Genomic DNA, 18,773 nt, shown 5'->3' with positions numbered 1-18,773 from the left:
TATGCATAGCCAGGGTGGATGGCTTTGCTGTCACGCCGCGAAAGCCTCTGAACAATTAAGTCCACTGAACTGTAGTAGAGGTTCAAACGGTTGCCGATATTCAGGGCTGCTGATGCAAACGCTGTAGTTCCCGGCGCACCATGCTGGCGTACTCGGCAGGCCGCAGGGCATACAGTTGGCTGGCCACCCAGTTCAACCAGGCACCTTGCAGATCATCTTTGCGGGCAAACAGTTCAGCAGCCTTGGCTTGGGCATCCGCCAGGTGTTGCTGGTGAAACTGTGCCCGGCCTTCGCTCATTATTCGCTGGCCTTGAACGTCACCAGCTCACCTTTGCGCCACTTGGCGGCTTTGCCGGTCACGGCCTTGAGGGTCTTGCTCAGGCCTTCCTGCAATTGTTCATTGGCGGCGAACACCAGCATTACGCTGTGACCTTCCTTGAACACAATGCCCTCGCCCTGCGCGGTGGACACAAATGCATAGTCGCCCAGGCCATAGACCGTCAACTTGATGTCGCGAAACTTCAGTTCGAACTTGCCACCTTCACGACTGGGCAGGACTGCCGCACGAAAATGATCGCCGACCTTGAGTTCCAGTCGAGGCTTGTCATCTACCACCAGCGCTGTTTCAGTATCTATTTCGGCAATGTAAATGCCTTCAGGGGTTTGTTCCGTGATGTAAACAAACCGCGACTGAAATTGTTTAACCAACTTCGCGCGCAAATCACCCAGCACGAACAATGCGTGCATATCCAGATTACTGACTGCCAAGGAAACGCCCCCACATCTAAAAAAGCGCTACCCGCCCGAGGCAGGCAGCACAAAAAAGGCCGATACGGCTCGACACATTGAAAAAACATACTGAAGTTGATTCCCGCCAGACTCGTGCAGCCGGGCATGACAGTCCTTGTACAAGGTCGTCAGGCTTTGCAGGAAATCACAGGTTTATCGGCCAGAGAATACTGGACGCCCCACTTCAGAGAATACCCCACTTGAAAGGGTGGTTTTCCGACAGCCAAAAACCAAGGAAAAACGTTGGATGGAACCGAACGTGAGCTGCCGACAACAATATTAGAACAGCAACACAGCTCAAAACCACCCGAAATGCTGCAAGCAGGTCAATAGATCGAAAGGAGCTGGTCATGCAACGAGTTCAACGCCAACCGACACAGACTTCCGGTGCCTTATCACGCAAGGATAGCGCGCTATTCTACAGCGTGTATGCCAATGGCGTGTGCGCAGATTTCGCCTTGTACCGCGTCGTCCCCGCGGGAAGGAATTTTTTCCATATCCTGGAAGTGCCCAGCGGCCGGATCAAAGGCTTTCGCAGTGATCACAACAAGGCCTGCGCCCTGGCCAAGGAATTGGAAGCCCTCCTCTGCCCCCCTGCCCGTTGAGGAGCGGCTACAGCCAAATCGAACTATGCGCGCTGGCACACCTCCCATACGAGTAGAAGCTCACTCTTTTGGAGAATGAAATGGACGCGCCAACGCACACCCTACACGACCTGTTCGAACAATTGGGCCTGGAAGCCTCGCCTGCAGCCATTGACAAATTTATCGGTGAACACCCCCTGCCAGAGGATGTGAAGCTGATCGACGCGCCTTTCTGGACCCCACAACAGGCGCAGTTCCTCAAGGAAGAGCTACGCGAAGATGCGGACTGGGCGATTGCCGTGGATGAGCTGAACCAGCGTCTGCATCAGAGCGCCTGACCGGCCCTCAGTGCAGGCGGTCTGATTGCTCGAGGTCCATCAGGGCCTGCCAGGCGGCGCGGCACTCCTGGGCTTCGTCGCGACTGGCGAAGGCCGTGCCGCGCTGTTCCCCGTTGAGCAACACCACCCAACAGGCGCGCAGGCCCAGCGCACGCAGGGTCTGTGGCACCCCACTGCCAATCATCACCGCCACATCGACTTTGTTTTGCATGGAAGCTCTCCGCCAGATTAGTTAGCCAGCTAACGATATGCCGCATCTTAAGCGGTTCCTTTCACCGGAAAAAGCGACCGGCGTAAAAGCTTCCTTGCATAACACGCAACAATCCTGGCCAGGGTCTAGCGCGCCCCAGCCTGCCCTTCAGGCTTATAGCCCAGGCGCAAACCGCCCCAATGCCGGCCGTTGACCATGATCGGCACGGACAGATCGTGCATCAACTCCCCGGTGTCGCGGGTATAGGTTTGCAACAACACAGCCTGCTGGTGGCTGCCACAGCGGATCCCGGTGCGGTCTTCAAACTTGCGCTTGGTGCGATTGTTCACGGCATCAACCTGGGCATCCCCGGTCAGTGCCTGGGAAAACGCCTTGTTGTGCGTCGGCACATAGCCCTGTGGTGTGCAGGCAATCGCGAACACCAGCCCTTCATGACGGGGCAGCAAGGCTTCCTGGATAGCGGGCAAGACCTGATCGGTGTAGCCGTCGAAGCGGCTGTGATATTTGGTCGGGTGGCTGTTGGCTATCGGCGTGTAGCTGCGATTGAACAGGTCATCGAGGCTGATGCGGTTCTGTTGGATATCCGCCTCGAACTGCGCGGCGATCTGGCTGGCGCCTTCGCGGGCGAGGTCGTAGATACGCTGGTGATAATCATCCAGACCGACTTCGGCCAGGCGCTCGCTGATGGTTTCGGCCTGCCCTTCCATTTGCACGGCGGCCTGGGCCAATTGCTGGGTCTGTTGGTCGCTGACGGTCAAGTCGCTGCGCATCTGCTCCACGGCATGGAACAGGCTGTCGAGTTGCGCACGGTTGGTCTCGGTGCCCTGGGCAATCTCGCTGACCTGGCCCTCCACACCCGCCGCCAACGTGGCAATGCTCTCCAGTTGCTCGCCGGCATGCTCCACTTGCTCGACGCCGGCCTGCAAATCCACGGACAGTTGGCGGATTTGCTCCACCACCTGGGCGGTACGCTGCTGGATGTCCGCGACCATCACCCCCACTTCATCGGTGGCGGTCGCCGTACGGCCCGCCAGGCCGCGCACTTCGTCGGCCACCACGGCAAACCCACGCCCATGCTCACCGGCGCGGGCGGCTTCAATGGCGGCATTCAAGGCCAACAGATTGGTCTGGCTGGCAATCGACTGAATCACCAGGGTCACGCGCTGGATTTCTTCGCTGCGCTGGCTCAGGGCCTCGATCAATTGCCGGCTGTCGCTGGCACGCTGGCTGAGCTGATGCATGCGGCTGATGGATTCCCCCAGCACCGCACGCCCTTCGGTGCTGCGCTGATGGGCCTGGCCGGCCGCCCCCAGGGCCTCGCGGCTGAGCTGGGAAGTGACTTGCTCGGTACCAATCATCACTTCGGCACTGCTGACGATCTGCTGGGCCGCGCTCAATTGCGATTGCAACCTGGCGGCCAGTTGCTTGACCGAATAGGCCACGCCAGCGGCCGACAGCGCATTATGGCTGGTGGTGTAGGACAGATCGCGAGTCAACGCGCCAATGGCATCCTCGCCAACATCAGGCGCTGGGCTGCGGGCCGGCCTTTTCAGGCACGGCAGCCAGATCAGCAACAGGGCCACGGGCAGGCAGAGGTAGATCGACAGGTTGGCGAACGCCAGGCCCGACAGTATCAGCACCAGGGCGATGCTTTGCAGCAGCGGAGTCACCCAGCCAGGCAGCCGGCGGTTCACCGCGTGCGGCACCACGACGGCGCCCATCAGAGATCCATCCCCGGCCATGTTTGTCACCCCACTGCTTGTCATTATTGTGTCTGCATTAAACGCCACTATCTGGCCATTATCTATGGGCCTTTGGTGTTAGGGCTTGCAGCAGATCAATAGACGGGGGGATGACACGCGGGGATCTGTAGGGGCCGGCTCGCCGGCGCCTACAACATCAAACAGATCAGGCCTGGCGCTGATGCTTGTCGATTTGCTCGTGGCGCTCTTGCGCTTCGATGCAGTACTTGGTGGTCGGGCTGATCAGCAGGCGCTTGAGGCCGATAGGCTCGCCGCTGTCGTCACACCAGCCAAAGGAATCTTCCTTGATACGGCCCAGGGCCTGTTCAAGTTGCGGCAGCATGCGCTGGTCGCGGTCGATGGCGTTGACCAACCAGGTGCGCTCTTCTTCAACCGAGGCGGCGTCAGCCGGGTCAGCCGGGGTGTCCAGGCTTTCAATGGCGATGCGGTTTTGCTCAATGCGCTCGTGGTGCTCGACTTTCATGTCTTGCAACAACTTCTCGAAAAAAGCGTGCTGCTCGGCATTCATGTAGTCATCCGCCGGCATGGCCAGCAACTTTTCCTTTGTCATTGATTTCTCTATAAAAAATACGTGCATTAAGGCGAATAAGGGAGCGTTCCGGCCAACCTCTGGAGGTCGGGGAAAGACGCCGTCCATTCCAAGCGCCACCCGGCACTCAATTTACGAGGGGCGGCAGTCTACGGCCGACTTGAGGGCGCAGCAACTGAAATGACAGGCAATTTGTCCGACATTCCCCTAAAAGGCACCAGGACGGGCTTGGCAGGCGGTTATCGGAGTGCGTTTATAGCAAGAAATTCAGTGTCATGGAGCTATATAGAAGACAAACGGTTATGTGGGAGCGGGCTTGCCCGCGATAGCGGAGGGTCAGTTGATAGAAATTTGACTGACCCATCGCTATCGCGGGCAAGCCCGCTCCCACACAAACAAGCCCCACTTTTTGATTCAAATCTCGCTCAGCGCTTGAGTTTGCGCTTGTTGCGATACTGGTCGATCACCACCGCCACCACAATGATCAGGCCCTTGATGATGTCCTGGATATAGGCATCCACCCCGACAAAGGTAAACCCACTGGCCATCACCCCGAGGATCAGCGCGCCAATCACCGTGCCGGTGATACGCCCCACCCCGCCCGCCAGGCTGGTGCCGCCGATGACCGCAGCCGCGATCGCGTCCAGCTCATAAGACATGCCCATCCCCGCCTGCCCGGTAGCCGCCCGTGCCGAGGCAACCACACCGGCCAGCCCGGCCAGCAGCCCGGCGATGCTGTAGACGATGATCAGGTGGCGCTTGACGTTGATCCCCGAGGTGCGCGCCGCCTGCATGTTGCCGCCGATGGCGTAGGTGTACTTGCCGTACTTGGTGTAGCGCAGGGCAATGTGGAAAATCACCGCCACCACCAGAAAGATGATCACCGGCATCGCGCCATGGCCGATGGCCGTGTAGGAATCCGAGAGCATGCTCACTGGCTGGCCTTCGGTGTAATAACGTGCCAGGCCACGGGCCGAGACCATCATGCCGAGGGTCGCAATAAACGGCGGGATGCCGGTTATGGCGATGATGCTGCCATTGATTGCCCCCGCCAGCAGGCCCACGCCCAGGCCGGCGACCACCGGGATCCACACCGGCAAGTCCGTCAACGATGGAAACACCGCCCGGGAAAAGTCCGAGGTCTGCGCCAGACTCGCGGCGATCATCGCCGACAACGCCAGCACCGAGCCCGAGGACAGGTCGATCCCCGTGGTGATGATCACCTGGGTCACGCCAATCGCCAGCAAACCGATGATCGACACTTGCAGGATCATCAGCACCAGGCGCTGGGAGTTCATCAAAAAGCTCTGGTCCCGTACGATCCAGCCAAACAGTTCGAACACCAGGCCGATACCGATCAGCACCAGGAAAATGCTCAGTTCGGTAGGGAACCGCCGCCGGCTCTTGACCGGTGCCGCGGCGGGCTTCTTTTCCTCGGGTTTGCTTTCCAGTATTGCGTTCATTGCCCGTCACCTTTTTATTCGTTAGTGGACTGCCGTCATACCGGAAGCCAACTGCATGACTTTTTCCTGGGTGGCCTCGGCCCGATCCAGGGTGCCCATCAAATCGCCTTCGTGCATGACCATCACCCGGTCGCTCATACCCAGCACCTCCGGCAGTTCCGAAGAAATCATGATCACCGCCATGCCTTCACTGGCCAGGAAGGCAATCAAGCGGTAGATCTCGGCCTTGGCGCCGACGTCGATACCACGGGTCGGTTCGTCAAGGATCAACAGCCGTGGATTGGTCATCAGCCAACGTGCCAGCAGGGCCTTCTGCTGATTGCCACCAGACAGGGTGTCGATGCACTGCTCAAGGGAGGGGGTTTTCACCCGCAGTTTCTTGCACATGTCTTCGCACAAGGCGCGCAGGGCTTTTTGCTGGATAAAGCCATTGCCCGAGTAATGGGGCAGCACGGCCATTTCCATGTTTTCCAGGACCGACAGGCACGGGAACAGGCCACTGAGCTTGCGGTCCTCGGTCAACAGTGCAAACCCCTGCTGGATGGCCATATGCGGGTCGCTGATACGCAACGCCTGGCCGTCGAGACGGATCTCGCCGCCGTCGCTGGGGGTAATGCCGAAGAGCGTTTCCGCCACGTTGGTGCGGCCCGAGCCCATCAGCCCGGCAATACCGAGGATTTCGCCGGCATGCAGATCAAAGGACACGCCCTGGAACACTCCGTCCAGGCGCAGGTCGCGCACCGACAGCAACAACTCGCCGATGGGCGTCTCGCGCACCGGGAACAACTGGCTCAATTCGCGCCCGACCATCATCGAGATCAGGCTGTCGCTGTCCATGCTGTCGGCCCGTTGCAGACCGATGTAGGCGCCATCGCGAAACACTGCCACTTCATCGGCGATGGCGAACACTTCATTCATTTTGTGGGTGATATAGATGATGCCTTTGCCCTGGGCCTTGAGGTCGGCAATGATCGAAAACAGGTGGGCCACTTCCTTGTCGGTAATCGCCGACGTCGGCTCATCCATGATCAGGATGTCCGAGTCGTAGGACACCGCCTTGGCAATCTCCACCATCTGCCGCTCGGCAATGCTCAGGTTGCCGACCTGCTCCTCTGGGTCCAGGTTGATCCGCAGGCGCGCCAGCAACTCGGCAGTGCGGCGATGCATGGCGCGGTGATTGACCAGGCGCAGGCCGTTGAGCTGTTCGCGGCCGATCCAGATGTTCTCGGCGATGCTCATATGGGGCATCAGGTTGAGCTCCTGGTGGATCATCGCGATGCCCGCCTGCAAAGCCGCCAGAGGCGTGTCAAACACCACCGGCTTGCCCCGCAGGCGGATTTCCCCGGCGTCGGGCTGGTAGATGCCGGCGATGATTTTCATCAGCGTCGACTTGCCGGCGCCGTTCTCTCCCATCAGTGCCAGGACCGAGCCGGGGCGCACCCGCAGTTGCACATCGGCCAGGGCCACGACGCCGGGAAAGCCTTTGCTGATATGGGCGATTTCCAACAGGTAGGGTTGTTCTACACCTGCGGGCTGCGCAGCAGTCGCTTGAGCAAGCATATCGGGGCTCCATCGGCAGGGCGGCTGTGGCCGCCCTGCCCGCTTATTGTTGTGATTGAACGCTACTTGAATGACGCGACGTTGTCCGGGGTGATCAGCTGGAAAGGCACCACGACGTTTTGCTCGACCGCCTCGCCCCTGGCCATTTTCACGGCCGCCTCCACCGAACCGATCGCCTGCCCCTTGGCATCCTGGAACACCGAGAGCGCCATCTCGCCCTTGGTGATCGCATTCAACCCGTCGGGTGTGCCATCGACGCCGCCAATCAACACGCTGCCGGGTTTCACCCCTGCGGTTTTCAAGGCCATGGCGGCGCCAATTGCCATTTCGTCGTTGTTGGCCACGACCGCATTGAACTCGCGGCCCTGGGTCAGCCAATCGTTCACCAGGGTCATGCCCTTGTCCCGCAGCCAGATCCCGGTCTGTTCCTGTTCAATCTTGATGTCCGGGTATTTGTCGAGGATCTCCTTGACGCCCTTGGTGCGATTGGTCGTCGAGTTGTTGGCCAGGTCACCCAGCAGAATCACGATTTTGCCTTTGCCGCCCAGCTTCTCGGCCACGTACTGCATTTGCAGTCTGCCGGCCTCGACGTCATTGGACGTCACCGTCACCACCCCTTTGGGCAAGTCGGCCTGATCCGGACGACGGTTGACGTAGACCAGCGGGATACCCGCCGCCACCGCCGCTTTAGTGATGCGCGCGGTGGAGGCCGTATCCACCGGGTTGACCACCATGGCATCGACTTTCTGGCTGATAAAGTTCTCGACCTGGCTCAGTTGCTTGACCACGTCGGCACGGGCGTCCTCGAATTGCAGTTGCACAGCATCGCCCTTGGGGTAGGACTTGGCTTGCTTGTCCATATCCTCACGCAGGTAGGTGAGGAAGGTGTCGTCGAACTGCGACATGCTGACGCCAATCTTGATATCGGCGGCTGAAGTCACGCCACTGCCGAGCATCATCGACAAGGCCAGCGAGGCGAAACGGATCTGGGTCTTCATGAACGGTCTGTCTCCACTTTCTTGTTGGTTTTCTGGACGTAGCGTTTATCAGAGCGAGGGGGCTGCGGCAGGCAGCCGGACCACCGGCGCTCCCGGAATGCAGCACACCAGGGCACCCTTGCTTTCCACGCAAAGGACATTGAGAAAAGAGAAATAGAAGGGCCGTGCGCGGGGCAGGAAGGCAGAACGTAACACTCGCAGTACAGCGCTGAAGATTTTCATCTGACGGTACCTGGTTGTTTTATCTTGTTTTTGTTGAGTCCCCCGGCCCCCTTATAAAGGAAGGTCGAGATGGACTTTCGGCAACCTGGAAATGACTTTATTGGAAAATAATTTCCATATCAACTCATTTTAGAATTTTATTCTATTTCCATTCTCCGCCCTCCACCGTCACCATCTCCACCACTTGCCGACGCTCGGCGCTGAGCCTGGCGGCATCCAGCACGCGCGTGGTTTCCCAAGCATCCATGGCCTGCACCGGCAGCGCGCCCTGGCCCTGGATTGCACTTTGCAACTGGCGATAGAACTGGTTCCAGGCGCCCTTTTCCGAGGGGATACGCTCGCGTTCCGCACCTTGCTCGAACCAGCCCCATCGTCGATGTTCTTCGGCGCCCCAGTGCTCGCCTTCGGTCTTCGGACTTTTGCCGGCCAGCAGCGCTTGCTCCTGGCCGTCCAGGCCGTCGACGGTGTAGCAGCCCGCCGTGCCATTGACCCGAAAACGCGGGCCCTGGCAGTTTTGCAGGGCGCTGCCCCACAGGTGGGAAATCACCCCGTTGGCGTGGGTCAGGCTGACAAAAAAGCCATGATCGAGGGTGGGGTGCTCGGCGCTGTACTGCAATTGTGCATACACCCGCTCCACCGGGCCAAACAGTTGCAGGGCCTGGTCCACCAGGTGACTGCCCAGGTCACGCAGGAACCCGCCACCGCTGGCGTTGCCCAGGGCCTGTGGGCTGTAGCGCTCCACCCGGGACTCAAAGCGGGTGATGCTGCCCAGGGCGCCGGCGTCGATCAGCTTGCGCAGGGTCAGGTAGTCCGAGTCCCAGCGCCGGTTCTGGTAGACGCTGAGTGCTACCCCCTCGCGTTCGGCGGCACTAATCAGCGCCAGGGCCTGCTCGGCATTGCTGGCGAAGGGTTTGTCGCTGACCACCGCCACACCGTACTCAATGGCCTCCAGCACCAGGGCCGGGCGCCCTTTGAGGGTGGTGGAAATCACCAGCACCTCCACCCCGGCTTCGACGATCTGCGCAATGCTGTCGAAGGCCGGCACCCCGGGATGCTCCGTCGCCAGTTGCTGGCGGCGCTCGGGGGAACGGGTCACCACGCCGACAAACGTCGCCCCGGGCAATGTGGCGATCAGCGGGGCATGAAAAAAACGGCCGCCATGGCCGTATCCAACCAGTCCGATTCGCATGAACCAACTCCTTCTTGGAATGGAAACCCAGTCAAAAAATGTGGGAGCTGGCGTGCCTGCGATAGCGGTGTTTCAGGCCCTACCTCTGTTGCTGATCCACCGCTATCGCAGGCAAGCCAGCGCCTACACTGACCGCGCTAGCCATAGAATGCCGGGCGCTGCGACAGGCTGACCGCAACGATCTGCCCACTGCCCTGGGCCTCGATACACGCGTCCGCCGCCACCGCTGCGGCAAAGCCATCCCACGCCGAAGGCCCACCTACCTGGCCGGCCCGCACGCCATCAATAAAGGCCTGCAACTCGACGTCATAGGCCGCGATAAAGCGGTCTTTCCAATCCATCAGAATCGCATTCGACAGCTTGGCGCCGCTGCGCAATTGCACCTGGGACGGCTCTGGCAATTTGGCAATGCCGGTCTCACCCACCACCTCGCACTGGATGTCGTAGCCGTACTGGCAGTTCACAAACACTTCCACATCAATCCGCGTGCCCCTGGCGGTTTCCAGCAGCACGATCTGCGGGTCGCGCAAATGGCTCAGGGCCTTGCTGGTTTTACGCGGGAACACCACCTGCACCGACACATAGTCATCGGCCAGCAGCCAGCGCAACACGTCCAGCTCGTGGATCAAGGTGTCGGTGATGGCCATGCTGGTGTTGTAGTTCTCACCCACGCTCGGGTTGCGATGGGCGCAATGCAGCATCAACGGTTCGCCGATCTGGCCGCTGTCGAGCACCGCCTTGAGGGCCTGGTAGCCCTGGTCATACGGGCGCATAAAACCGACCTGGACCAGGCGTTTGCCGTGGGCCACTTCCGCCTCGACGATCTTGCGACAGCCCTCGGCGGTGACGGCCAGGGGTTTTTCACAGAACACCGGTTTGCCGGCCGCGATAGCCGCCAGCACAAATTCCTCATGGCTCGGCCCCCAGGAGGTGACCAGCACCGCCTCGACCTGCGCCGAATGGATCAGCGCATGACCGTCGGCGTACACCTCGGCGTTCAGTTGCAGGTCAGCCACCACCTGGGCCGCCTGCTCAAGGTTGATATCGGTGACCGCCACCACCTGGCTGTTGAGCAAGGTCTGGCTGCAGCGGCGGATATGGTCCCGGCCGATAGCGCCCGTACCGATCACACCCAGCTTCAAAGACATGGCAACACTCCTCTTATTGTCAGTACTGCCGGGCCTTGGCCAGGCGTTCATTAAGTTGTTTGGCGCAGGCGTTGGTGCGTTCGCTGGTGGAGACCTGCGCCACACCGACCCGCCACCACGACAGGTAGCCGTGAATCATGGTTTTGGGCAGCACCTTGATATCAATCAGCGTCGACACGCTTTGCGCGCGTGCATCGGCCAGCGCGGCGTGCAGTTGTTCCACGGTCGTGACCTTGTAGGTCTTGCAGCCATAGGCCGCCGCGCTCATGGCGAAATCCACCGGCACCAGGCCGCCATCGAGCTTGCCGCTGTCGGGGTTGCGGAAGCGGAACTCGGTGCCGAAGCTGTCCATGCCATTGCCCATCTGCAGGTTGTTGATGCAACCGAAGGCCATGTTGTCCAGCAGCACCACATTGATCTTGCGCCGCTCCTGGATCGAGGTCGCCAGCTCCGAATGCAGCATCATGTACGAGCCATCGCCGACCAGGGCATAGACCTCCCGCGCGGGCTCGGCCAGCTTCACGCCCAGGGCCGCATTGATCTCGTAGCCCATGCACGAATAACCGTACTCGACGTGGTAAGTGTTGACGCCCTTGCTGCGCCAGCTGCGCTGCAAATCCCCCGGCAGGCTGCCGGCGGCGGCGACAATCACCGCATCGTCGGCCAGGGTTGCGTTGAGCACGCCGAGCACCTGGCTCTGGGTCAGGCAGGAACCGGTCAGCTCGATGAATTCGCGCAGCACCGCCGGATCCATATGGTCGTTGACCTCTGGGGTGAAGTCGGCGTCGGTGTAGCGCGCCTGATGGACCCGGTCCACCTCGGCATCCCCCTGCGCACGGGCCTGGCGTGGCTGCTCGCCCCATTGCGTGGCGTAATCGCCCAGCGCGTCGGTCAATGCTTGCAGCCCGACCTTGGCATCTGCCAGAACCTGGACCCCGTCGAGTTTCAGTACATCGCCGGGGCTGATATTGAGGTTGAGAAACTGCACCTCGGGATGCTGGAACAGCGACTTGGAGGAGGTGGTGAAGTCGGTATAGCGCGTGCCAATGCCGATGATCAGGTCGGCGTCCCGAGCCAGCAGGTTGGCGGCCAGGCAGCCGGTTTCGCCGATACCGCCGACATTCAGCGGGTGGCTGGAGACGATGGCGCTCTTGCCGGCCTGGGTCTCGGCAAAGGGGATCTGAAAGCGCTCGGCAAAGGCCTGCAGCGCGGCATTCGCGCCGGAGTACTTGACCCCGCCACCGCAGATAATCAGCGGTTTGCCCTTGGACTTGAGCAGCGTGACAGCGTCGCGCAACATCGCTTCGGTGGCCGGGCGGCGCTCCAGACGGTGCACGCGCTTTTGCAGGAAATAATCGGGGTAATCCCAGGCCTCGGCCTGCACGTCCTGGGGCAAGGCCAGGGTCACCGCGCCGGTTTCGGCCGGGTCGGTCAAGACACGCATGGCGTGGATCGCCGCACTCATCAACTGCTCGGGACGGTTGATGCGATCCCAGTACTTACTCACCGCACGAAACGCGTCGTTGGTGCTGATGCTCAGGTCATGGAATTGTTCGATCTGCTGCAACACCGGGTCCGGCTGGCGGCAGGCATACACATCGCCGGGTAGCAGTAACAAAGGGATGCGGTTGGCCGTGGCGGTGGCGGCGGCGGTCAGCATATTCGCCGCGCCGGGGCCGACCGAAGCGGTGCAGGCGTAGACCTTGCGCCGCAAATGCTGCTTGGCAAAACCAATCGCGGCATGGGCCATGCCCTGCTCGTTGCGGCCCTGGTGCACCACCAGGTCGCCACTGTCTTGCTCCAGGGCCTGGCCCAGGCCCAGCACATTGCCGTGGCCGAAGATGGTGAACACCCCGGCGACAAACTTGCTCTGCACGCCATCGACTTCGATGTACTGGTTATCGAGGAACTTCACCAGGGCCTGGGCCATGGTCAATCGGGTGGTGGTCATGTTGGGTCCCCTCGGCGCCTACGGGTTAAAGGTCCAGCAGCCAACTGTGCTGCGGGTCATTGTGAAAGTGCCAGGCGCGCTTGGGGCCGGCCATCACATTCAAGTAATAGGACTCGTAGCCATAGGGCACGCTGACGGGGTGATAGCCCTTGGGCACCACCACCAGGTCGTGGTTTTCCACGGCCATGGCCTGGTCGATGCTGCGGTCGTCGGTGTACACCCGCTGGAACACAAAGCCCTGGGACGGGTTGATCTGGTGGTAATAGGTTTCTTCAAGAAAGCTCTGGTGCGGCAAGTCATCGGTATCGTGCTTGTGCGGCGGGTAGCTGGACGAATGTCCGGACGGCGTGCGCACCTCCACCACCAGCAGCGAATGGGCCGGCTCGCTGTCGGGCAGGATGTCGCAGACATAACGCGTGTTGGCGCCCTTGCCACGCACGCTACGCCGACACTGCTCAGGGCGGATCAGCCGGGGCGTGAAACCGCCGGCCGTGGCGCCCGGCGCGGCGCAGACGGCAATCTGCACATCGCTCAGGGCGGTCACCTGGGCAAGGGTGCCCGGTGGCAGGTAGGCGGCGAACGGCGATTTGTCTTCAAATACCGATTGGCGATCACCCAGGTTCTGCCAACTGAACCCTTCGCCCTCGATCGTGACCCGGCCACTGAGCAGCACCAGGCACAGCTCGTTGTCGTCGGCGCTGACCGGCAATGTTTGCCCCAGGCTCAGGCGGTAAGCGGCAAACCCTACATACTCCAGGCGCCCCTCTGGCAGTGCGACCATGGTTGGCCCGCGCGGGGTGCTTTTGACCAGCAGGCTCATTGTGCAGCCCTCGCATCCAGCAGCGCGCGCAAGGTATCGAAGCCTTTTTTCGCATAGATATAGCTGGGTGCCACGGCCGGATCCTGCTCGGCTTCCACCACCAGCCAGCCACGATAGCCGGCGCCCAGCAGCACATCCAGCAACTCGGCGAAGTCGATATCGCCATCGCCCGGCACGGTGAAGGTGCCATTGACGATGCAGTCGGGGAAGCTCCACAGCTGGTTGCGCGCCAGTTGCACCACCGCTTTGCGCACATCCTTGAAGTGCACATGGCACACACGCCCCAGATGCTTGCGTAGCACCTCGACCGGCTCGCCACCGCCCATATAGCAGTGCCCCGAATCGAACAGCAGGCCGACCTCCGGGCCGGTGAGGCGCATCAGGGTGTCGATGTCCTCCGGGGACTCGACGTACGCGCCCATATGATGGTGGTAGGCCAGGCGCACACCCTGGGACAGGGTAAAACGCGCCAATTCGGTGAGTTTGTCGGCATAGGCTTGCCATGCCTGCTCGCTGTGAAAACGCGGGCGTTCGATCAGGCGGATCGGCGAGCCCTGGATCGAGTCGGCCACTTCGCCGTAGACCAGCACCGTGGCGCCGTTCTCGCGCAGCAGTTGCACATGGCTGGCGATGGCGTCGATTTCCTCGGCCACCGAGCGCCGGGCCAGGCGGCTGGAATACCAGCCGGAGACCAGTGCCAGGTCGTAGGGGCGTAACACATCGCCCACGCCCTTGGCGTCCTTGGGGAACTTGCCGTTGAGTTCAAAACCTTCGTAGCCGATGGCCTTGCCTTCGCTTAGCGCAGTGCTCAAGGGCGTTTCGCCGCCCAGGGCCGGCAGGTCGTCGTTACTCCAGGAGATGGGGTTGATGCCAATACGGATTGCGGGCATGGCTGCACCTTTTATTGTTTTAACCTTAAGGCTGCTGATATCTGCTTCTGTGGGAGCTGGCTTGCCAGCTCCCACCTTTGAGCGTGTTTAAATTCTGGAACTGCGCCAAGCCTGGATCAGTTGCTCGAAGGTTTGCTGCACCTGCTGGATCAGGGTTTCATCATCAATCTCCCCCGCCATCCACGCCCTGCTCGGCTCCTGGAAAATCGTCCGGCCCACGGCAAACCCACGGCAGGTCCGGCTCTGGCTGGCCTGCTGGAACCCCTCGGCCAACGCTTGCGCCGAGGCATTCAGGCCCAGCAATACCACGCCCCGGCAATAAGGGTCGCGCTCCTCGATCAGCTCATCAAGCTGCCGCCACTGCTCGGCACTCTGCGCCTCGATCTTCCACCAGGCCGGGTAGATGCCCAGGTTGTACAGGCGCTTGAGGCTGCGATAGAGCACATCCGGGTAGGTCGAGGGATGATCCTTGGGCGGCACCACTTCCAGCAGCAGTTCATGGCCACTGGTTTGCGCGGCCTGATACAGGGCCTTGAGCTGCGCCTCCTGCTCCAGGCGAAGCAGCGGCTCGTCGTCGGGGTGAAACTGCACCAGGCACTTGATGATCTGCTCCTGGGGCCAGGCAATCAGGTTGCTGCCGATCGAGCGGCCATGTTCGAACGCCAGCGGCCGCGAACCCTGTACCTCTACCGGGCGCGCCACCCACCAACCACGGCCGGTGGCGGTGTTCAGCGCATCCTGGCCGAAACGCTGGTCGGCCAAAATGCCCACATCGGCCTCCACCCCCTGCTCGCCCAGCTTGCTCTCCACACGCTCCACTGCCTGGATAAACAGCTGCTTGATCGCGCTGACCCGCGCCGGGTCCTGGCCGCCTTTTTGCGCCAGTTCCAGCAATTGCCAGCGATGGTCAAAAGCGAACACAAACAGCTGCTTCCAGGTTTTGCGCGGCACACTGACCTGATGCAAACGCTGCAGTACCAAATCCTGATCCGGCCGGGTGATAGGCACCGGGCTGTTGAACAGATACTCAAGCTCCGCCGGAGTCGGCATTGCCGGGGCGCAGGCATGGCGCGACACCACCAACCCGCCGCAGGCATTGGCCAGTTGGCAGCAACGCGCGTCACCGGCGTCGTTCAACCAGCCACTGAGGAAGCCCGACATAAACGCATCGCCGGCGCCCAGCACATTCAGCACTTCGACGCGCACGCCGGGATAGATCGCACCGTCTTCGAGGCGCGCCGGTATATCCCCATGAATCACCGTGCACCCTTGCGGGCCGAGCTTGACCACCAGGGTCGCCGCCGTCAGTTGGCGCACGTTACGCAAAGCGCTGAGCAGGTCGTGGCTGGCACCGGCAATCAAAAATTCCTCTTCGGTGCCGACAATCAGGTCAAAGCGCGGCAGGATGCCTTGCAGGTGCTGGCTGACGTTCTGGTCGGCGACAAAACGCGTCTCGCCGTCAGCCTTGCCTGCCAGGCCCCAGAGCACTGGGCGGTAGTCGATATCCAGCACACGCTTGACGCCGTGCTGCTCGGCGTAATCCAGGGCCTGGAGGCTGGCCTGGTACACGCCGTCGGTGGAGAAATGGGTGCCGGTGATCAGCAGCGCCTTGCTGCTGGCGATAAAGGCTTCGCGAATGTCCTCGGCACGCAGGGCCATGTCGGCACAGTTTTCGCGGTAGAACACCAGGGGGAAGGTTTCGCGGTCCTTGAGGCCCAGCAGGACCATGGCAGTCAGGCGCTGCGGGTCGAGCGTGATACCGCTGACATCACAGCCCTCGCGCGCCAGGGACTCTACGAGGAAGCGCCCCATATGATCGTCGCCGACCCGGCTCAGCATCGCCGACTTAAGCCCCAGGCGCGCCGTACCGAAGGCAATATTGGCGGACGATCCACCCAGGTACTTGGCGAAACTGGTGACATCTTCCAGCCGCGCCCCGACTTGCTGCGCGTAAAGATCGACGCCCATGCGTCCAAGACAAATCAGATCCAATTGACGACCACTGGCAAAACGAGTCTGGCCCATGCTGGCTCCTGTTATTTTTATCAGCCCGCGCCTGCCATCGTGACGGCGACGCTCTTGGTGGATGCAGACTAGGACGTCCGGCGCCATCAATCAATATTTATTCTATAAATTTTTTATGTGGAATATATTTTCCATTAAGATATTTTTTGCCGCCTTCCCTGTAGACTTGTGCCCATTGACCTATTGTCAGGGGCGACGTGCCAGCCGCATGCTCCGTAAGAACAAGCCAGAAGGATTGCCTATGTCCCGCACCGATCAGCAGGCTCCCGCCGAGACCGAGGTCACCGAGGTTCTCGCCAGTCCTCCGATCAATGCCGAGCGTCTGTTGCAGTTGATCACCGATGAATACGAAAGCCTGCCCCGCCAGCTCAAGCGCATCGCCAGCTATATGAGCCAGCAGAGCGATCGGATCATGGTCGACCGCATCAGCGATATCGCCCGGGAATGCGAAGTTCACCCTTCGGCCATCGTGCGGTTTTCCCAGCGCTTTGGTTTCAGCGGCTTCAGCGAAATGCAGGCGTTGTTTCGCGAGGCGTATACCCACAAGACCACGCCGGTGCAGAACTACCAGCAGCGCATCCGCAGCATGATCGCCAACAAGTCGCAGAAAGCCAGCGGCGGCGACCTGGCCCGTGAATGCGTGAATGCCACGCTGTCGGGCATCGAGCGCCTGGGCTTGGAGCTGGACGACGCGGCCTTCGAGAAAGCCGTGGACCTGGTGGTCAACGCCGACAATATCTATGTGGTCGGCGTACGCCGCTCCTTTGCGGTGGCCGACTACCTGGTCTACAACCTGCAGCACACCAACAAGCGTATCCACCTGGTCTCGGGCCTGGGCGGCAGCTACCGCGAACAGATGCGCAGCGTGCGCGCCAATGACTTGGTGATCGCGATCAGCTTCACGCCCTACGGCAAGGAAACCCAGCACTGCCTGCGTATCGCCCAGCACCACCAGGCCAAGACGCTGATCATCACCGACAGCAACCTGTCACCGCTGGCCAAGCGCGCCAACACGGTGCTGCTGGTCAATGAAGGGTCGTCGTTCGCGTTCCGCTCGCTGAGTGCCACGCTGTGCCTGTGCCAGGCGCTGTTTATTGCGGTGGCGTACCGGCTGGAACTGAAGGTTGATGAGATTCACGAACAGGTAGGGTTTGACGACTAAAAAAGGCCGCCCTGCCATGCAGGAGCGGCCTCGATCAAGCGGGTACGCGGGTTAGTGCATGAAGATCGCGATCAGGATAATGACCGGGATCGGCACACCGAGGAACCACAGCAGTAATGAGCGCATGACGTTCTCCTTGAGTTAACGAATGGTTTCCAGATACACCACGGCGTCGCGGCGGCGACCGCCGAAGGTGGCGGCGAAACTGGCGAAGAAAGCACCGAGCAACAGTGCGACAAAGGTCCACAGCGAGGTCACGGCGGCGATTTTGCTGGCGGTGTCGGCGGCCTGCCTGGCTTTCAACTTGGCCTCTTCCAGGGCTTTGCGGGCGTCACCGTAGACCTGGTCGACGCGCCGTTCGGCATCGGCCTGGCTGAGGTTGGTGCGCTGGCTGATCAACTGCGCCAGGTAGGCACGGTCCTGCGGGGCCAACTGGCCGTCATTGCCCAGGGTGCGGGCGAAGATCCGCGCCACCACACCATGCACTGCGTCATCACTGGCGGCTGCCGGGCGATCATCGCGGAACAGGCTGTCAACGTAATAGCCGAAATCGTCGCCATTGGCCGCATTGCCGGCGGCCTGGGTCAAGCCGCTGGCTGCGCCCGAGGCCACACTCGCACCGGCCTGCACCCCACCACCGACGATGCTGCTGACCGAGCCGACCACCAGGGTCGCGGTCACCAGCGTGGCCACGGCCCAGGCGAGAAAACCATGGGCGGTGTCGCGAAAGTACACCTCATCGCCATGCATATTGGCCCACTTGACCCGCAGCCGACCGGCGAGGTAACCGCCCAGTCCCGCCGCGACAATCTGGGTGAAGGCCAGCCAGACAATCGTGGAAATGCCCAGGCCCTTGGCGCTGATGCCACTGTCGGCCCACGGCGACACCGCCGAAAAGCCCAGGCCGAAGCCCAGCAGCACCAGGACCAGGGACAACGCAGCGGCGGCCGCAGCCCCGGCAAAGATCGCCCCCCAGGAAACCCCGGAGAGCGTGCTCGACTCTTGCAAAGTGGATGAGGATGTCATCATTGTTGTTGTGCTCCAGGCATTGAAAAATGGTGTTACATCTGTCGAAACGGACAGTGCAGACGCCGTGCCAGTCGCCTTGAAAATAAAAACCCATTAATTTCA

The 18,773-nt window shown here is 61.1% G+C and carries 18 protein-coding genes; 3 read left to right on the top strand and 15 right to left on the bottom strand.

What is annotated here, in order from left to right:
- Positions 1–100: 100 nt before the first annotated feature.
- Both PSH73_RS09675 and PSH73_RS09670 read right to left on the bottom strand, forming a co-directional pair.
- Positions 101–298, bottom strand: a complete 198-nt coding sequence (locus PSH73_RS09675; RefSeq protein ID WP_057439058.1) for a hypothetical protein — start codon at positions 296–298, stop codon at positions 101–103.
- On the bottom strand, positions 298–747 hold the full coding sequence (locus PSH73_RS09670; protein WP_057439059.1) for a hypothetical protein: 450 nt from the start codon (positions 745–747) through the stop codon (positions 298–300). The genes PSH73_RS09675 and PSH73_RS09670 overlap by 1 nt, the downstream gene beginning before the upstream one ends.
- Before the next feature lie 392 nt (positions 748–1,139).
- Between PSH73_RS09670 and PSH73_RS09665 the strand changes: the two genes are divergently transcribed.
- Both PSH73_RS09665 and PSH73_RS09660 read left to right on the top strand, forming a co-directional pair.
- Complete coding sequence (locus PSH73_RS09665) at positions 1,140–1,394, top strand: hypothetical protein (RefSeq protein WP_057959202.1); 255 nt, start codon at positions 1,140–1,142, stop codon at positions 1,392–1,394.
- A gap of 80 nt (positions 1,395–1,474) precedes the next feature.
- Positions 1,475–1,711 carry a DUF2789 domain-containing protein gene (locus PSH73_RS09660; RefSeq protein WP_057439060.1) on the top strand — a complete coding sequence of 79 codons (237 nt, stop codon included), beginning with the start codon at positions 1,475–1,477 and terminating at the stop codon, positions 1,709–1,711.
- Positions 1,712–1,718: 7 nt separating this feature from the next.
- Here the strand turns inward: PSH73_RS09660 and PSH73_RS09655 are convergent, their stop codons facing one another.
- The 12 genes from PSH73_RS09655 to iolC all read right to left on the bottom strand — a co-directional run bounded on the left by PSH73_RS09655 (position 1,719) and on the right by iolC (position 16,480).
- On the bottom strand, positions 1,719–1,922 hold the full coding sequence (locus tag PSH73_RS09655; RefSeq protein WP_057439061.1) for a hypothetical protein: 204 nt from the start codon (positions 1,920–1,922) through the stop codon (positions 1,719–1,721).
- Between the two features lie 125 nt (positions 1,923–2,047).
- On the bottom strand, positions 2,048–3,280 hold the full coding sequence (locus PSH73_RS09650) for a methyl-accepting chemotaxis protein (RefSeq protein WP_370693734.1): 1,233 nt from the start codon (positions 3,278–3,280) through the stop codon (positions 2,048–2,050).
- A gap of 550 nt (positions 3,281–3,830) precedes the next feature.
- Positions 3,831–4,235, bottom strand: a complete 405-nt coding sequence (locus tag PSH73_RS09645) for a TraR/DksA C4-type zinc finger protein (protein ID WP_003214706.1) — start codon at positions 4,233–4,235, stop codon at positions 3,831–3,833.
- A gap of 404 nt (positions 4,236–4,639) precedes the next feature.
- Entirely contained in the window at positions 4,640–5,677 is a 1,038-nt protein-coding gene (locus tag PSH73_RS09640; protein ID WP_057439063.1) for an ABC transporter permease, read from the bottom strand.
- A 21-nt stretch (positions 5,678–5,698) separates the two neighbouring features.
- On the bottom strand, positions 5,699–7,237 hold the full coding sequence (locus tag PSH73_RS09635) for a sugar ABC transporter ATP-binding protein (RefSeq protein WP_057959200.1): 1,539 nt from the start codon (positions 7,235–7,237) through the stop codon (positions 5,699–5,701).
- Positions 7,238–7,299: 62 nt separating this feature from the next.
- On the bottom strand, positions 7,300–8,235 hold the full coding sequence (locus PSH73_RS09630; RefSeq protein WP_305462349.1) for a sugar ABC transporter substrate-binding protein: 936 nt from the start codon (positions 8,233–8,235) through the stop codon (positions 7,300–7,302).
- 364 nt (positions 8,236–8,599) lie between these two features.
- Positions 8,600–9,646 carry a Gfo/Idh/MocA family oxidoreductase gene (locus PSH73_RS09625; protein WP_057959199.1) on the bottom strand — a complete coding sequence of 349 codons (1,047 nt, stop codon included), beginning with the start codon at positions 9,644–9,646 and terminating at the stop codon, positions 8,600–8,602.
- A 137-nt stretch (positions 9,647–9,783) separates the two neighbouring features.
- On the bottom strand, positions 9,784–10,794 hold the full coding sequence (locus tag PSH73_RS09620; RefSeq protein ID WP_057959198.1) for a Gfo/Idh/MocA family protein: 1,011 nt from the start codon (positions 10,792–10,794) through the stop codon (positions 9,784–9,786).
- Between the two features lie 19 nt (positions 10,795–10,813).
- Positions 10,814–12,745 (bottom strand): 3D-(3,5/4)-trihydroxycyclohexane-1,2-dione acylhydrolase (decyclizing), encoded by a 1,932-nt coding sequence (gene iolD, locus PSH73_RS09615; RefSeq protein WP_057959197.1) that lies wholly within the window; start codon positions 12,743–12,745, stop codon positions 10,814–10,816.
- Between the two features lie 25 nt (positions 12,746–12,770).
- Entirely contained in the window at positions 12,771–13,565 is a 795-nt protein-coding gene (gene iolB, locus PSH73_RS09610) for a 5-deoxy-glucuronate isomerase (protein ID WP_057959196.1), read from the bottom strand.
- Positions 13,562–14,455 (bottom strand): myo-inosose-2 dehydratase, encoded by an 894-nt coding sequence (gene iolE, locus PSH73_RS09605; protein WP_057439070.1) that lies wholly within the window; start codon positions 14,453–14,455, stop codon positions 13,562–13,564. Before iolE ends, iolB begins: the two co-directional genes overlap by 4 nt.
- Before the next feature lie 87 nt (positions 14,456–14,542).
- On the bottom strand, positions 14,543–16,480 hold the full coding sequence (gene iolC, locus PSH73_RS09600) for a 5-dehydro-2-deoxygluconokinase (RefSeq protein WP_305462346.1): 1,938 nt from the start codon (positions 16,478–16,480) through the stop codon (positions 14,543–14,545).
- A 241-nt stretch (positions 16,481–16,721) separates the two neighbouring features.
- On the opposite strand from iolC, the gene PSH73_RS09595 reads away from it, so the two are divergent.
- Positions 16,722–17,642 carry a MurR/RpiR family transcriptional regulator gene (locus PSH73_RS09595; protein WP_057444762.1) on the top strand — a complete coding sequence of 307 codons (921 nt, stop codon included), beginning with the start codon at positions 16,722–16,724 and terminating at the stop codon, positions 17,640–17,642.
- A 141-nt stretch (positions 17,643–17,783) separates the two neighbouring features.
- On the opposite strand, the gene PSH73_RS09590 is transcribed toward PSH73_RS09595, so the two are convergent.
- Positions 17,784–18,671 (bottom strand): hypothetical protein, encoded by an 888-nt coding sequence (locus tag PSH73_RS09590; RefSeq protein WP_057959194.1) that lies wholly within the window; start codon positions 18,669–18,671, stop codon positions 17,784–17,786.
- Between the last annotated feature and the right edge of the window lie 102 nt (positions 18,672–18,773).

It is taken from the genome of Pseudomonas sp. FP2294 (assembly GCF_030687625.1).
Lineage (GTDB): Bacteria > Pseudomonadota > Gammaproteobacteria > Pseudomonadales > Pseudomonadaceae > Aquipseudomonas > Aquipseudomonas shahriarae.
This window is presented reverse-complemented; position numbering and strand designations above follow the sequence as displayed.

Coding starts and splice junctions, on each gene's coding strand:
- PSH73_RS09675 (WP_057439058.1), bottom strand. CDS start 298: ATGAGCGAAGGCCGGGCACAGTTTCACCAGCAACACCTGGCGGATGCC.
- PSH73_RS09670 (WP_057439059.1), bottom strand. CDS start 747: ATGCACGCATTGTTCGTGCTGGGTGATTTGCGCGCGAAGTTGGTTAAA.
- PSH73_RS09665 (WP_057959202.1), top strand. CDS start 1,140: ATGCAACGAGTTCAACGCCAACCGACACAGACTTCCGGTGCCTTATCA.
- PSH73_RS09660 (WP_057439060.1), top strand. CDS start 1,475: ATGGACGCGCCAACGCACACCCTACACGACCTGTTCGAACAATTGGGC.
- PSH73_RS09655 (WP_057439061.1), bottom strand. CDS start 1,922: ATGCAAAACAAAGTCGATGTGGCGGTGATGATTGGCAGTGGGGTGCCA.
- PSH73_RS09650 (WP_370693734.1), bottom strand. CDS start 3,280: ATGATTGGTACCGAGCAAGTCACTTCCCAGCTCAGCCGCGAGGCCCTG.
- PSH73_RS09645 (WP_003214706.1), bottom strand. CDS start 4,235: ATGACAAAGGAAAAGTTGCTGGCCATGCCGGCGGATGACTACATGAAT.
- PSH73_RS09640 (WP_057439063.1), bottom strand. CDS start 5,677: ATGAACGCAATACTGGAAAGCAAACCCGAGGAAAAGAAGCCCGCCGCG.
- PSH73_RS09635 (WP_057959200.1), bottom strand. CDS start 7,237: ATGCTTGCTCAAGCGACTGCTGCGCAGCCCGCAGGTGTAGAACAACCC.
- PSH73_RS09630 (WP_305462349.1), bottom strand. CDS start 8,235: ATGAAGACCCAGATCCGTTTCGCCTCGCTGGCCTTGTCGATGATGCTC.
- PSH73_RS09625 (WP_057959199.1), bottom strand. CDS start 9,646: ATGCGAATCGGACTGGTTGGATACGGCCATGGCGGCCGTTTTTTTCAT.
- PSH73_RS09620 (WP_057959198.1), bottom strand. CDS start 10,794: ATGTCTTTGAAGCTGGGTGTGATCGGTACGGGCGCTATCGGCCGGGAC.
- iolD (WP_057959197.1), bottom strand. CDS start 12,745: ATGACCACCACCCGATTGACCATGGCCCAGGCCCTGGTGAAGTTCCTC.
- iolB (WP_057959196.1), bottom strand. CDS start 13,565: ATGAGCCTGCTGGTCAAAAGCACCCCGCGCGGGCCAACCATGGTCGCA.
- iolE (WP_057439070.1), bottom strand. CDS start 14,455: ATGCCCGCAATCCGTATTGGCATCAACCCCATCTCCTGGAGTAACGAC.
- iolC (WP_305462346.1), bottom strand. CDS start 16,480: ATGGGCCAGACTCGTTTTGCCAGTGGTCGTCAATTGGATCTGATTTGT.
- PSH73_RS09595 (WP_057444762.1), top strand. CDS start 16,722: ATGTCCCGCACCGATCAGCAGGCTCCCGCCGAGACCGAGGTCACCGAG.
- PSH73_RS09590 (WP_057959194.1), bottom strand. CDS start 18,671: ATGATGACATCCTCATCCACTTTGCAAGAGTCGAGCACGCTCTCCGGG.